Genomic DNA, 13056 nt, shown 5'->3' with positions numbered 1-13056 from the left:
TATTATCCTTTTATATATTTATTTATTAAATTTTTTATCATATTTTGAAATTTATCATCAAATTTAGAAATTTGAGTATAAATTTCATCTATGAGTGAGTTTTTAGCTTCTATTGCACCATTTAATCCAAGTAAATTTGTAAATGAGTTTTTATTAGTATCGTTGTTTGTAGGTTTTCCAGCTTCATTGCTCGATGATGTTGCGTCTATTATATCATCTTGGATTTGAAAAGCAAGTCCTAATTTTAGTCCTATGTCATAAATTTCTTTTGTGTTGCTTTGCCCACTTATGATAGCACCCATTTCAAGCGACGATGCTATCAATGCACCTGTTTTATGTTTATGAAGAAATTTAAGCTCATCTATGTCTAAATGTTTGTTTTCAAAACAACAATCTATAGCTTGACCTAAAACCATACCATAAATTCCTGCATTTTTCGATAAACTCTGTATGCACAAAATTTTTGTTTTATCATCTAAATTTGCATTTGATAATACAAAAAAAGCATGAGTGTTTAATGCATCTCCTGCTAAAATAGCCGTAGTTTCATCATATGTTGTATGAAGAGTTGGAACTCCCCTTCTAAAAGGTGCATTATCCATAGCTGGCAAATCATCATGTATTAGTGAATAAGTGTGAATCATTTCAAGACCCAAAGCTATATCCATAGCATTATCTAAAAGTTCTGGTTTATAAGCTTTAACCATGCCAAGTAAAAGCTGAGCTCTAAAATGTTTTCCGCCGGCTTTTAACATAATTTTTAATGATTCATCAAAATGGGGATGAAAGCTATCTGTGTGGGGTAGATTGTTATCTAGGTGTTTAATAAATTTATCTAATACACTCATCTTTTTACCCTTATAAAGAAATAAAAATCATTTCTAGAAACTAAGAAATAATACATATTTCTATCTGCTTTTGCTATAAAATCATTTACAGCTGATAAGTTTTTAAAATTTTGCCTGTCTATTTGAACTATTTTATCGCCACGCTTAAATCCATCTTTTTGTGCCATAGAATCAGCTCTAACAGATCTTATTGTAAGATTACTATTTAGAATTAATCCGTATTTATTTAAAAACTCTAAACCAACATTTTTTGGTTTTGGTGTTACTGTTTTTTTAGGCGGCTGTTTATCTTGCTGTTTTTCTAAATTTAAATCAAACATAGAAATAAGAGTTTGGTTGGTATCTTCTTTGTTGTTTTCTTCGTTTTGAGCTGAAATTTTTATATCAAATTTTATTTTCTCGCCATCTCTTAAAACTTCTACTTTTATGATTGAATCTTTATCTGAAAAAAGGATGATTTCATTTAATTCTCTAAGTGATTTTGGCTTTATATCATTTATGCTTAAAATCTCATCATCTTTTAATAGCATTTTACCTTTACCAAATGGATTTACTTCACTTACTATAAATTTATCATCTTTTGTTTTATCAAATTTAACGCCTATGTCCCCATAAAATACTTCACTTGATTTAACGAAATGTTCTAAATATCTTGAACCTATAAATTTATCTTTACCAACGCTAATTCCCATTACACCGCAACAAGGAGCCGATAAAATTCCAGTTTTATTTGCTTCAAAGCTAAGAGTATCAAGAATTCCGAGATTTTCACCAAGCTCTTTTATATGCCCCATTTGAGTGTTATTATGCTCTAAAATTCCAACCCAATTACTTTTATCTAGCTCTCTTTCATTACCAAGTTTAACAGGAGCAAGGGCTGTATCGCTAGAAACTAGATAAAGTTGCAAATAAGGATCAAATTTAAGATACTCTTTTGGAGCTTTTTCGCCAGTTCTAGGAACTGCAATTAGATTTGGTTTGATAACAAGTCCAAACATCCCATCTATATACACACCAGAATCTTTTAGTTTTTCATAGCAAACATTAAAATCATCTTGAGTAGGCCTAGCCTCTCCAAATGATAAGCTAATACACACAATTAACAATAAAAGCTTTTTCATTTATCCTCCAAATCCGCCTAATCCCCCAAGCATTTTGCTTGCAAGCTGTTTTTTGTTGTCTTCTACCATTTTCATAACATCGTTTATTGCAGATATTATCAAAATTTGCATACTTTCTTTATCTTCAAGCAAACTATCATCTATACTTAAGTCTATGATTTCGCCTTTTCCATTCGCACTAATATTTACCAACCCACCGCCACTTTTTGCACCAAAAGTAAGATTTTCGTTTTCTTTTTCAAATTCTTGTGCCTTTTTTTGAACTTCATTTAATACATCACCCATTTTTGAAAAATCAAATCCCTCAAACATATTTAGCCCTTTATTTCGTTATTTTCATCTACATGCACTATTTTTGGTTTAAATGTTTTTGCTTCGTTGTAATCCATGCTTCCATAAGCTATAATTATAACCAAATCATCCTTGCAAACTTTTCTTGCAGCTGCACCATTTAGGCAAATTTCGCCTTTTTTATCACTTTTTATAACATATGTTGAAAATCTCTCGCCATTGTTTATATTGACAATATCGACTTTTTGATATTCAAGTAAATTTGCTTCTTTCATCAAATTTACATCTATTGAGATAGATCCTACATAGTTTAAATCAGCATCTGTAACCTTAGCTCTATGAATTTTGCTTATCATTACATCTATATTCAAAGATTATCCTTTTATTAAATTTAATACGGCTTCTTTATCACTATAATGATATTTTACGCCTTTTATCTCTTGATAATTTTCATCACCTTTTCCAAGAATTACCACCAACTCACCATTTTTTGCCATATCTATAGCCATTTTTATGGCTTTTGTTCTATCTTCCTCGCAAGTTGCATTTTTGCTCATATTCATACCAGCACAAATATCGTTTATGATATCAAGCGGTTCTTCAAAGCGTGGATTATCGCTAGTTACTATGCTGTATTTTGCATAGTGTTGCACGATTTTACCCATTAATGGTCTTTTTGTTTTATCTCTGTTGCCACCAGCCCCAAATACTACTATTAGTTCATTATCTTTAAGAGCGTCTAAAACCTTTTCTATGCCATCAGGCGTATGAGCAAAATCAACTATAACCGTTGGGTTATCGCAAATTTTTTGAACCCTTCCTTCTACACCTGCGAAATTTAATAAAGCTTTTGAAATCTCTTTGCAAGAGTGCTTTGTTAGCATTTTTATAGCTCCAAGTGCCGCTAATAGGTTATAAATATTAAACTCGCCTTGTAAGTCGCTACTTAGTTCAAATTTCTCGCTTCCATATTTTAAGACAGCTTCTATTCCACCTTTTAAAGAATAAGCTTCAACACCAAATGTAGCTGGTTTTTTTATAGCATATGTTAAAACTCCCTTTTGATTGTAGATTATATGCTCATCGTCGCTATTTATAAGTTTTGGTGTATCATCTGCAAAAAAACTGCTTTTTACTCTTGCATATTCAGCCATGCTTCCGTGATAATCAAGGTGATCTTGTGATAAATTTGTAAATACTTTTAAAGCGAAATTTAACCCTTCTATGCGATTTTGAGATATTGCATGAGAACTAACTTCCATAACAAAAAATTTACATTTTTCTTCACTTGCTTTTTTTAAATAACTTAGAGTTGTTAGGATTGGCATTGTTGTAAGAGATTTTTCATCTATTCTTTTGTCATTAACAAAGGCACCTCTTGTTCCACAAAGCCCGCACCCATAACCAAGGTCTAGTAAAGCAGAGTATATAGCTGCAGCGGTTGTGGTTTTGCCATTTGTTCCGGTTATTCCTATAATTTTTATATCTTTATCGATATCAAGTAGTTTTTTAGCTTCGTCTAATGATATAATGCTAGCACCATTTTTTATAGCGTCATTTTCAAATTTAGCATTCATTTGTGTTTTTATAAATTTACAACCTTTTTCACATTCATTTGAATTATCTGTTATAAAAAAATTATCAAATTCTATTTTCATTTTCTTGCCTTTGTGAAATTTGTTTTATGAGTATATGAAGTCTTTCGTCATCTGGAAAAATTTGTGCAGCACTTTCTAAATAATTAAGCCCGAGTTCTATAAATCCGTTTTGTATAAGATTATCTAAAAATTCAAGTAAATCATCTCTGTTTGATATCATAACTTTACTTGAAAACATAATGTTTTCAAATGTATTTTTAAAATTGCCATTATTTTTTACCAGAGACATAAATTCACTATATGAAATCGCATTTTGCATCATTAAATTTAAAGTTGTATTTTCAAATTTTGATTCTAAAATTTCTATAATACTATTTAAATCATCTGGATTTTCTTTATTTTTCATTTTTTTTAAAACTATGTCAAATATAGTTTGAGCTTCATTTTTGTTGGTTTTTGCTAGCTCACAAATATTTATAAGCATCAATATAAATTTAGAATCCATTGTTTCATAAAGCATAGAAAAACAAGTTTTTGCAAGTTCATAGTTGCCATCATAAAAAGCTTTGATTGCGATATTTTTATATTTCAAATTTCTCACCTACTGGTATATTTATAACTTCTATTTCTGGGTGAATGTCTATTTTTAGTTGTCTTTCAACACCGTATTTTAATGTTTGTCCGCTTGATGGGCAACCATTACAAGCACCAATTAATCTAACATAGACTTTTGCATTTTTTATTCCTAAAAATTCCATTCCTCCGCCATCTTTTTCAAGCATAGGAAGTATCTTAGCTAAGCTTGATTTTACTGGATTTAAAAGCTCTTCATCGCTAAAAGGTATCATGATTTTTCCTTATCCATAAAAAATAGTTTATATGATAGCAAAATTTTCATAACATTTTTATAAACGCATTTTATAAGGTTATAATGAAAGATAAAAAATGATTTTTTTGATTTAAAATTTAATTTGATTTAACTATTTTATTTCCTTTTTTTAAGGAAAAAAATATGTAAATTTTAGCAAAAAAATACTATATTCCTTGACTTTTGATACTTAATCTTGATAATATACAAATCTTTTTTTAATAAAAAAGGTCGCATGTTCGCGACAAGTTCTTTGTAAAAGGAAAAATCATGGAAAGAATCAGGTTAAAGCTAAAAGCTTACGACCATAGAGTTCTAGATCGCACAGTTGCAGCCATTGTAGAAGCTGTTAAGAGAACAGGTGCAGACGTTAGAGGTCCTGTGCCAATGCCAACAAAAATCAAACGCTACACAGTCTTAAAATCTCCACACGTAAATAAAGATTCACGCGAGCAGTTTGAGATGAAAATTCATGCACGTATGCTTGATATTGTCGCAGCTACGCCGGATACGGTCGATTCACTTACAAAACTTGACCTTGCTCCAGAAGTAAATGTCGAAGTTCGTGCAATGGGCAAGTAAGAAAACAAGGATTAAGTTATGGAATACATTGTAGAAAAAATCGGTATGAGCCGAACCATAGGAACTATTAGCACTCCTGTTACCCTGCTTAAACTTGTAAATACTAAAGTTTGTGAGTTAGCAGAAGACGGAAAAGCACTTGTAGCTTATGCACAAGGTAAAGCAAACAACAAAGCTATAGCTGGGCAACAAAAAAAATATAATTTAACAGCAGAATTTAATAAATTTGCAACTATCGAAGTGGCAAATAATGAAGCTGGTGATTTGGATGTTTCGCCATTAAGTGAAGCTAAAGTTTTAAAAGTAAGTTTTAATGATAAAGGTCGCGGTTATCAAGGTGTTATGAAAAGACACGGATTTGCAGGTGGTCCAAAATCTCATGGTAGTAGATTTCATAGAAGACACGGATCTATCGGTAACTGTGAATGGCCAGGTAGAGTTCAGCCAGGTATGAAAATGGCAGGACATATGGGTAATAAAAAAGTAAGCGTTAAAAACGAATTAATGAGCTTTGATAAAGAAAATGGAATTCTTGTTTTAAAAGGCTCAGTTCCTGGATTTAATGGTGCTATGGGTAGAATAAGGATAGTAAAATGAGTAAAATAACCATTTTAGATGATAAATTTAAAAAATCAGGCGAACAAGAGCTTCCTGCATCTTACGCTGAGGTAAACCCACACAATCTATATCTTTATGTAAAATCTTATCTATCATCTGTTCGTGCAAATACAGCACATTCAAAAGGCAGATCAGAAGTAAGCGGTGGCGGTAAAAAACCATGGAGACAAAAAGGTCGTGGTGGTGCAAGAGCTGGTTCAACTAGAACGAATGTTTGGGTAGGTGGTGCGGTTGCATTTGGTCCTACAAACGAGAGAAATTATAATCAAAAAATAAATAAAAAACAAAAAAGATTAGCATTAGAGTTTGCTTTAGCACAAAAAGCTGAGTCAAATAGTATTTTTGCAGTTGAAAGCATTTTGATTCCATCTGGAAAAACAAAAGATGCAGTTAGTATGCTAAATAAACTAAATGTTCGTGACGCACTTATAGTAGGCGATTTTTCAAATGAGAAAAATTTCACTGAAGGTAAAGCAGTAGAGATAGAAAATACATTTTTAGCTTATAGAAATTTACAAAATTGCTATATAGTAGATAAAAGTGAGATAAATGCTTACCTTGTTTCAGTTTTTAAAACAGTGATTTTTGAGAAATCAGCACTTGAATCAATAGTAAAAGAGGGCTAAGATGGCAGATATAACAGATATAAAAACAATTATTTATACAGAAAAAACTCTCTCACTTCAAGAAAATGGTGTTGTTGTTATTCAAACTTCACCTAAAATGACTAAAAATGGTTTAAAGGCTGTTTTGAAAGAGTATTTTGGGATTACGCCACTTAGAGTTAATTCCCTAAGACTTGATGGCAAAGTTAAGAAATTTAGAGGAAGAACTGGTGTTAGAAATGACATCAAGAAATTTTATGTCAAGTTGCCTGAAGGCGTAAGTCTTGAAAATATGGAGGCGTAATTATGGCTATAAAAACATATAAACCTTATACTCCAAGTCGTAGATTTATGACAGGACTTAAAAATGATGATATAACAGCTAAACCTAGTGTTAGATCTTTGCTTGTTAAAATACCTGCAACAGCTGGTAGAAATCATAATGGTAGAATAACATCTCGCCATAAAGAAGCAGGTGCTAAAAAACTTTATCGTATAATAGACTTTAAGCGTCGTAAATTTGGTATAGAGGGCGTAGTTGAGGCTATTGAATATGATCCAAATAGAAATTGTAGAATAGCGCTTATTAGCTATAAAGATGGCGAAAAAAGATATATTATTAAACCAAATGGATTAAATGTTGGAGATGTAGTTGCTTCTGCGGAATCTGGATTAGATATAAAACCGGGCAATGCTATGAAGTTAAAAAGCATTCCAATTGGTACAATTATCCACAATATAGAGCTAAAACCTGGCAAAGGTGCCCAAATGGCAAGAAGTGCTGGTGGTTATGCGCAACTTATGGGTAAAGAAGATAAATATGTAGTTCTTAGATTACCAAGTGGTGAAATGAGACAAGTTTTAGCAGAGTGTATGGCAACTGTAGGCGTTGTTGGTAATGAAGATTGGTCAAATATATCTATAGGTAAAGCAGGTAGAAATCGTCATAGAGGAATTCGCCCTCAAACTAGAGGTTCAGCTATGAACCCAGTAGATCACCCACATGGTGGTGGCGAAGGTAAGAAAAATTCTGGTAGAAATCCTGTTACACCTTGGGGTCAACCAACTAAAGGTTACAAAACAAGACGCAAAAAAGCAAGTGATAAGCTTATAATTTCAAGAAAGAAAGGAAAATAAGATGGCACGATCACTTAAAAAAGGTCCTTTCGTAGATGATCATGTAATGAAAAAAGTTGTAGCTGCAAAAAAAGCAAATGACAACAAACCTATAAAAACTTGGTCAAGACGCAGTACGATTGTGCCTGATATGATCGGACTTACATTTAATGTCCATAATGGTAAAAGTTTTATTCCTGTGTATGTAACAGAAAATCACATAGGTTATAAATTAGGTGAGTTTGCTCCAACTAGAACATTTAAAGGCCATAAAGGCTCTGTTCAAAAGAAAATAGGCAAGTAGGAGGAAATATGAGTAAATCAACTATTAAATTTATTAGACTTTCTCCAACTAAGGCTAGACTTATAGCAAAGCAAATTCAAGGTATGAATGCTGAGTTTGCACTAGCTACTTTAGAATTTACACCAAATCGTGGTGCTAAATACATAGCAAATGCTATATCATCAGCTGTTGCAAACGGCGGTTTTGAGCCAGAAGAAGTTATAGTTAAGAGTTGTCGTGTGGATGCTGGCCCTGTTCTTAAAAGATTTAGACCAAGAGCAAGAGGAAGTGCAAGTCGCATTAGAAAACCAACTTCTCATATCATGGTAGAAGTAGCAAAAGCTGAAAAGAAGGAAGACTAAGATGGGACAAAAAGTTAATCCAATAGGACTAAGATTAGGAATTAACAGAAACTGGGAATCAAGATGGTTTCCATCAAAAGCATCTTTACCTGAGAATATTTCAGAAGATTATCAAATAAGAAAATTCCTAAAAAAAGAGCTTTATTATGCTGGTATAAGTCAAATTCTAATAGAAAGAACAGCTAAAAAGCTTCGTGTTACTATAGTTGCAGCAAAACCAGGGATAATAATAGGCAAAAAAGGAAGCGATGTTGTTAAACTTGGAGAAAAAGTAAAACAACTTATAAATAAAGATGTAAATATAAATATAAAAGAAGAACATAAGGCTGGTGCTTCAGCTCAACTTGCTGCAGAAAATGTTGCTATGCAACTTGAGCGTCGTGTTGCTTTTAGAAGAGCTATGAAAAAAGTTATACAAAATGCACAAAAATCAGGTGCAAAAGGTATAAAAATTTCAGTTGCTGGTCGTTTAGGCGGTGCTGAGATGGCCAGAACTGAGTGGTATTTAGAAGGTCGTGTTCCACTTCATACTCTAAGAGCTAGGATAGATTATGGATTTGCTGAAGCTCATACAACTTATGGAAATATAGGTATAAAAGTGTGGATATTTAAAGGTGAAGTTCTTCAAAAAGGTATTCAAGCTGAAAAAAGAGAAGAATCTGCTCCTAAGAAAACACGCAGATCTAGAAGGAGTAAATAGTCATGTTGATGCCAAAAAGAACAAAATTTCGTAAAATGATGAAAGGTCGCAATCGTGGTTATGCTACTCGTGGAACTCAACTTGCAACTGGGGATTTTGCCCTAAAAGCTGTTGAAGCTGGTAGAATCAACTCAAGACAAATTGAAGCTGCGCGTATTGCTATGACCCGTTTTGTTAAAAGACAAGCAAAAATCTGGATAAGAGTATTTCCTGATAAACCAATAACTAAAAAACCTTTAGAAACTCGTATGGGTAAAGGTAAAGGTGGAGTTGAAGAGTGGGTAATGAACATTAAACCCGGTAGAATCATATTTGAGATGGCAGGTGTTGATGAGGCTACTGCAAGAGAAGCTTTAGCACTTTCTAAAAGTAAATTACCTTTTAAAACTAAGTTCGTAAACAGGGAAAGTGAAAATGAATTATACTGAGTTAAAAGATAAAAGTGTTAGCGAACTTAACACTATGTTGGTAGAAAAGAAAAAGTTGCTTTTTGTTTTAAGACAAAAGTTAAAAACTATGCAGTTAAATAACCCTAAAGAGATTAGTCTTTTGAAAAAAGATATCGCTAGAATCAATACTGCAATCAACGCGATTAAATAAGGGGAAAAAGATGGCATTAAAAAGAGAAATTCAAGGCGTTGTAGTTCAAAAATCTGGAGATAAAACAGCTAGCGTTCTTGTTGAAAGACGTGTTATGCATCCTAGATATAGAAAAATTGTTAAGAAATTTAAAAAATATCTAATTCATGATGAAAAAAATGAGACAAAAGCTGGTGATACAGTTGTTGCTATAGAGTGTAGACCACTTAGTAAAACAAAATCATTTAGACTTAAATCTGTCCTTGCAAAAGGAGTAGAATAATGATTCAAAGTTTTACAAGACTTGCAGTTGCAGATAATAGTGGTGCAAAAGAGCTTATGTGTATCAAAGTTTTAGGTGGCTCAAAAAGACGATATGCAACTATAGGCGACATCATAGTTTGCTCAGTAAAAAAAGCTCTTCCAAATGGTAAAGTAAAAAGAGGTCAGGTTGTAAAAGCGGTTATTGTTAGAACTAAAAAAGAGATTCAAAGAGATAATGGCTCTCTTATTAGATTTGATGAAAATGCCGCTGTTATATTAGATGCTAAAAAAGAGCCAGTTGGAACTCGTATTTTTGGTCCTATTGGTAGAGAAGTAAGATATGGTGGATTTATGAAAATAGTTTCACTAGCTCCGGAGGTTCTATAATGGCTAAATTTAAAATTAAAAAAGGTGATGAAGTTAAAATTATAGCTGGTGATGACAAAGGAAAAACTGGTAAAGTTTTATCTGTTCTTCCTAAAAAAAATCAAGTTATAGTTGAGGGCTGCAAAGTAGCTAAAAAGGCTGTTAAGCCAAGTGAAAAATTCCAAAATGGTGGATTTATAAATAAAGAAATGCCTATGGATATTTCAAATGTAGCGAAAGTTGAAGGATAATAGTTATGGCAAGATTAAGAGAAAAATATAACTCATCTATAAAAAATGAATTAGCAAAAGAATTTGATATAAAAAATCCTATGCTAATACCATCTCTTGAAAAGATTGTTATAAGTGTTGGTGTTGGTGATAGCAGTAAAGATCAAAAAGTGCTTCAAAATATGGCAGATACTATATCTTTAATAGCTGGACAAAAATCAGTTGTAACAAATGCTAAGAAATCAGTTGCTGGTTTTAAAGTAAGAGAAGGTTTTCCAGTAGGTATCAAAGTTACTCTTAGAAAAGATAGAATGTATGCTTTTTTAGATAAATTAATTAGCATTGCTCTTCCAAGAGTAAAAGATTTTCGCGGTCTTCCTAAAAATGGTTTTGATGGAAGAGGAAACTATAACTTTGGTTTAAATGAGCAATTAATGTTTCCAGAAGTTGAGTATGATAAAATTTTAAAAACTCACGGTATGAACATCGCTTTAGTTACAACAGCTAAAAATGATAAAGAGGCTTTCAAAATGCTTGAGCTTTTTGGTTTGCCTTTTGCAAAAGGAAAATAATATGGCTAAAAAATCTATGATAGCAAAAGCAGCACGCAAACCTAAATTTAAGGTTCGTGGTTATACAAGATGTAAAATTTGCGGTAGACCACATTCTGTTTATAAAGATTTTGGAATTTGTAGAGTTTGCTTGAGAAAAATGGCAAATGAGGGGTTAATCCCTGGTCTAAAAAAAGCAAGTTGGTAAGGAGAAAAAATGTTAAATGATTTAATTTCAGACGGACTAACTCGCATTAGAAACGCATATATGAGAAAACTTGATACTGCAAAATTACTTCATTCAAATGTTGTAGAAGCAGTTTTAACAATCTTGGTAGAAGAGAAATATGTTGAAAACTACAATATAGTTGAAGAAGATAAAAAGAAATTTATCAATGTAGTTTTGCGATATGATGAAAATGGCAAACCTGCTATAAATGAAATAAAAAGGGTTTCAAAACCGGGTAGAAGAGTTTATAAAGGCAGGGATGATATAAAAAGATTTAAAAATGGTTATGGAATTAGCATCATCAGTACTAGTAAAGGTGTTTTAAGTAATAAAAAAGCACACTCATCTGGTGTTGGTGGTGAAGTTTTGTGCACTGTTTGGTAAGAAGTTGAACTGGGATATCCCAGTTTTAAATTCTGCTTTTTTATGGTATTGTGGTATCCATTCGTAAAAGTAGACATACCCTAGACAAGTAAAAAGGAAAAAAATGTCTCGTATAGGTAAGCAACCTATCTCAATTCCAAGTGGAGTTGATGTTAGTGTAAAAGATAGTGTAGTAGTATTTAAAAAAGGTAATACTACAAAAGAACTTGACACAAAAGGTCATGTTTGTATTAAAGTCGAAGATGGAAAATTAGTTTTTGCTTCAAAAAGCGATGAAAGACAAGATAGAGCATATTGGGGAACTTATAGAGCTCTTGCAAACAATGTTATAATCGGACTTACAAGTGGTTTTGAAAAAAAACTAGAGATAAATGGTGTTGGTTATAAAGCTGCTGTTAAAGGTAAAGTTTTAGAACTAAATTTAGGTTTTTCGCATGTAATAAACTATCAATTGCCAGAAGGTATTGAAGCTAGTGTTGATAAAAATGTTATCACTATTAAAGGTGTTGATAAACAAGTTGTTGGTCAGGTAGCAGCACAAGTTAGAGGATTTAGACCTCCTGAGCCATACAAAGGCAAGGGCGTTAAATATGCTGAAGAGCGTATTATTAGAAAAGCCGGCAAAACAGCTAAGAAGTAGGGGTTTGTGATGGAAGTAAATGTATTAAAAAGAAAAATAAGCTTAAGAGCTAAGAGAAAAAAAAGTATTAGATCTAAAATTTCAGGAACAAACGAATGCCCAAGAGTTTCTATTTTTAAATCAAATAGAACAGTTTATGTTCAAGCTATAGATGATGTTAAGGCTGTAACTATTGCTAGTTGTAGTGGCAAAAAACTTGGTATAAAAGCAAATATAGAAGGTGCAAAAACACTTGCTAAAGAATTTGCTAATGAGTTAAAAAAATCAAATATAAACAAGGTTGTTTTTGATAGAAACGGTTATTTGTATCACGGTGTCGTAGCGGCTTTTGGCGATTGCCTTAGAGAAAACGGCATAGAACTATAAAGAGGTTAAAATGGAAAAATATAATAAAGAAGAATTTAGCGAAGTAATAGTTGATATTGGTCGTGTTACAAAAGTTGTTAAAGGCGGTAGAAGATTTAGATTTACAGCTCTTGTTGTTGTAGGAAACAAGAATGGTCTTGTTGGTTTTGGATTTGGTAAAGCAAAAGAAGTTCCAGACGCTATAAGAAAAGCTGTTGATGATGCTTTTAAAAATATTATAAAAGTAAATATCAAAGGTACAACTATAGCTCACGATATAGAAGTTAAATACAATGCTAGTAAAATTTTACTAAAACCTGCTAGCGAAGGTACTGGTGTTATAGCCGGTGGTTCAACTCGTCCTATTATAGAGCTTGCCGGTATTAAAGATATCCTTACAAAATCACTTGGTTCAAATAACTCAGCTAATGTTGTAAGAGCTACCATAAAAGCATTAAGTATGCTTAAAAACTAAG

25 protein-coding genes and 1 pseudogene are annotated in these 13056 nt (G+C 32.2%); 19 read left to right on the top strand and 7 right to left on the bottom strand.

Annotated elements, in window-relative coordinates:
* Positions 1–2: 2 nt before the first annotated feature.
* From CSPT_RS08845 to CSPT_RS08815, 7 genes are read right to left on the bottom strand one after another with little or no spacing between them, the layout of a single operon-like run.
* Positions 3–848: a polyprenyl synthetase family protein gene (locus CSPT_RS08845; RefSeq protein WP_089183242.1), complete on the bottom strand. Its 846-nt coding sequence runs from the start codon at positions 846–848 to the stop codon at positions 3–5.
* Positions 845–1969: a DUF7488 domain-containing protein gene (locus CSPT_RS08840; RefSeq protein ID WP_089183241.1), complete on the bottom strand. Its 1125-nt coding sequence runs from the start codon at positions 1967–1969 to the stop codon at positions 845–847. Before CSPT_RS08840 ends, CSPT_RS08845 begins: the two co-directional genes overlap by 4 nt.
* Complete coding sequence (locus tag CSPT_RS08835; RefSeq protein ID WP_033917190.1) at positions 1970–2281, bottom strand: YbaB/EbfC family nucleoid-associated protein; 312 nt, start codon at positions 2279–2281, stop codon at positions 1970–1972.
* 2 nt (positions 2282–2283) lie between these two features.
* Positions 2284–2631, bottom strand: a complete 348-nt coding sequence (panD, locus tag CSPT_RS08830) for an aspartate 1-decarboxylase (protein WP_089183240.1) — start codon at positions 2629–2631, stop codon at positions 2284–2286.
* 3 nt (positions 2632–2634) lie between these two features.
* Positions 2635–3918 (bottom strand): UDP-N-acetylmuramoyl-L-alanyl-D-glutamate--2,6-diaminopimelate ligase, encoded by a 1284-nt coding sequence (locus tag CSPT_RS08825; RefSeq protein ID WP_089183239.1) that lies wholly within the window; start codon positions 3916–3918, stop codon positions 2635–2637.
* Complete coding sequence (locus CSPT_RS08820; RefSeq protein WP_089183238.1) at positions 3902–4450, bottom strand: hypothetical protein; 549 nt, start codon at positions 4448–4450, stop codon at positions 3902–3904. Before CSPT_RS08820 ends, CSPT_RS08825 begins: the two co-directional genes overlap by 17 nt.
* Positions 4440–4706 (bottom strand): NifU family protein, encoded by a 267-nt coding sequence (locus tag CSPT_RS08815; RefSeq protein ID WP_089183237.1) that lies wholly within the window; start codon positions 4704–4706, stop codon positions 4440–4442. Before CSPT_RS08815 ends, CSPT_RS08820 begins: the two co-directional genes overlap by 11 nt.
* A 290-nt stretch (positions 4707–4996) precedes the next feature.
* On the opposite strand from CSPT_RS08815, the gene rpsJ reads away from it, so the two are divergent.
* The 19 genes and pseudogenes from rpsJ to rpsE all read left to right on the top strand — a co-directional run bounded on the left by rpsJ (position 4997) and on the right by rpsE (position 13055).
* Positions 4997–5308, top strand: coding sequence for a 30S ribosomal protein S10 (gene rpsJ, locus CSPT_RS08810; RefSeq protein ID WP_033917195.1), 312 nt, complete (start codon positions 4997–4999; stop codon positions 5306–5308).
* An 18-nt stretch (positions 5309–5326) separates the two neighbouring features.
* Positions 5327–5905 (top strand): 50S ribosomal protein L3, encoded by a 579-nt coding sequence (gene rplC, locus CSPT_RS08805; protein ID WP_089183236.1) that lies wholly within the window; start codon positions 5327–5329, stop codon positions 5903–5905.
* Positions 5902–6552, top strand: a complete 651-nt coding sequence (gene rplD, locus CSPT_RS08800) for a 50S ribosomal protein L4 (protein ID WP_089183235.1) — start codon at positions 5902–5904, stop codon at positions 6550–6552. The genes rplC and rplD overlap by 4 nt, the downstream gene beginning before the upstream one ends.
* A gap of 1 nt (position 6553) precedes the next feature.
* Positions 6554–6835, top strand: a complete 282-nt coding sequence (locus CSPT_RS08795; RefSeq protein ID WP_089183234.1) for a 50S ribosomal protein L23 — start codon at positions 6554–6556, stop codon at positions 6833–6835.
* A gap of 2 nt (positions 6836–6837) precedes the next feature.
* The gene (rplB, locus tag CSPT_RS08790; protein WP_089183233.1) at positions 6838–7668 is read left to right on the top strand and encodes a 50S ribosomal protein L2; all 831 of its coding nucleotides are present in this window, start codon (positions 6838–6840) and stop codon (positions 7666–7668) included.
* 1 nt (position 7669) lies between these two features.
* Positions 7670–7951 (top strand): 30S ribosomal protein S19, encoded by a 282-nt coding sequence (rpsS, locus tag CSPT_RS08785; protein ID WP_033917200.1) that lies wholly within the window; start codon positions 7670–7672, stop codon positions 7949–7951.
* Positions 7952–7959: 8 nt separating this feature from the next.
* Positions 7960–8289 (top strand): annotated as a pseudogene (gene rplV / locus CSPT_RS08780) (50S ribosomal protein L22); the annotation flags it as partial.
* A 4-nt stretch (positions 8290–8293) separates the two neighbouring features.
* A complete protein-coding gene (gene rpsC / locus CSPT_RS08775; protein WP_089183232.1) occupies positions 8294–8992 on the top strand; it encodes a 30S ribosomal protein S3 in 699 nt (232 codons plus the stop codon).
* Between the two features lie 2 nt (positions 8993–8994).
* Entirely contained in the window at positions 8995–9420 is a 426-nt protein-coding gene (gene rplP, locus CSPT_RS08770; RefSeq protein ID WP_089183231.1) for a 50S ribosomal protein L16, read from the top strand.
* Positions 9407–9592 carry a 50S ribosomal protein L29 gene (gene rpmC, locus CSPT_RS08765; RefSeq protein ID WP_033917204.1) on the top strand — a complete coding sequence of 62 codons (186 nt, stop codon included), beginning with the start codon at positions 9407–9409 and terminating at the stop codon, positions 9590–9592. Before rplP ends, rpmC begins: the two co-directional genes overlap by 14 nt.
* Before the next feature lie 10 nt (positions 9593–9602).
* Positions 9603–9854, top strand: coding sequence for a 30S ribosomal protein S17 (gene rpsQ / locus CSPT_RS08760; RefSeq protein ID WP_089183230.1), 252 nt, complete (start codon positions 9603–9605; stop codon positions 9852–9854).
* Positions 9854–10222, top strand: coding sequence for a 50S ribosomal protein L14 (rplN, locus tag CSPT_RS08755; RefSeq protein WP_033917206.1), 369 nt, complete (start codon positions 9854–9856; stop codon positions 10220–10222). Before rpsQ ends, rplN begins: the two co-directional genes overlap by 1 nt.
* Positions 10219–10452: a 50S ribosomal protein L24 gene (gene rplX, locus CSPT_RS08750; RefSeq protein ID WP_089183229.1), complete on the top strand. Its 234-nt coding sequence runs from the start codon at positions 10219–10221 to the stop codon at positions 10450–10452. Before rplN ends, rplX begins: the two co-directional genes overlap by 4 nt.
* Positions 10453–10457: 5 nt before the next feature.
* The gene (gene rplE, locus CSPT_RS08745; protein WP_033917208.1) at positions 10458–11003 is read left to right on the top strand and encodes a 50S ribosomal protein L5; all 546 of its coding nucleotides are present in this window, start codon (positions 10458–10460) and stop codon (positions 11001–11003) included.
* A gap of 1 nt (position 11004) precedes the next feature.
* Positions 11005–11190 (top strand): type Z 30S ribosomal protein S14, encoded by a 186-nt coding sequence (locus tag CSPT_RS08740; RefSeq protein ID WP_033917209.1) that lies wholly within the window; start codon positions 11005–11007, stop codon positions 11188–11190.
* A gap of 9 nt (positions 11191–11199) precedes the next feature.
* Positions 11200–11595, top strand: a complete 396-nt coding sequence (rpsH, locus tag CSPT_RS08735) for a 30S ribosomal protein S8 (RefSeq protein WP_089183228.1) — start codon at positions 11200–11202, stop codon at positions 11593–11595.
* 103 nt (positions 11596–11698) lie between these two features.
* Positions 11699–12235 carry a 50S ribosomal protein L6 gene (gene rplF / locus CSPT_RS08730; protein ID WP_089183227.1) on the top strand — a complete coding sequence of 179 codons (537 nt, stop codon included), beginning with the start codon at positions 11699–11701 and terminating at the stop codon, positions 12233–12235.
* Between the two features lie 9 nt (positions 12236–12244).
* Positions 12245–12601: a 50S ribosomal protein L18 gene (rplR, locus tag CSPT_RS08725; RefSeq protein WP_089183226.1), complete on the top strand. Its 357-nt coding sequence runs from the start codon at positions 12245–12247 to the stop codon at positions 12599–12601.
* A 10-nt stretch (positions 12602–12611) separates the two neighbouring features.
* Positions 12612–13055 carry a 30S ribosomal protein S5 gene (gene rpsE / locus CSPT_RS08720; protein WP_033917213.1) on the top strand — a complete coding sequence of 148 codons (444 nt, stop codon included), beginning with the start codon at positions 12612–12614 and terminating at the stop codon, positions 13053–13055.
* Position 13056 lies beyond the last annotated feature (1 nt).

Source organism: Campylobacter sputorum subsp. sputorum (assembly GCF_008245005.1).
GTDB lineage: Bacteria > Campylobacterota > Campylobacteria > Campylobacterales > Campylobacteraceae > Campylobacter_F > Campylobacter_F sputorum.
The sequence above is the reverse complement of the archived record's forward strand: the minus strand, read 5'-3'. Positions and strand labels throughout refer to the sequence as shown.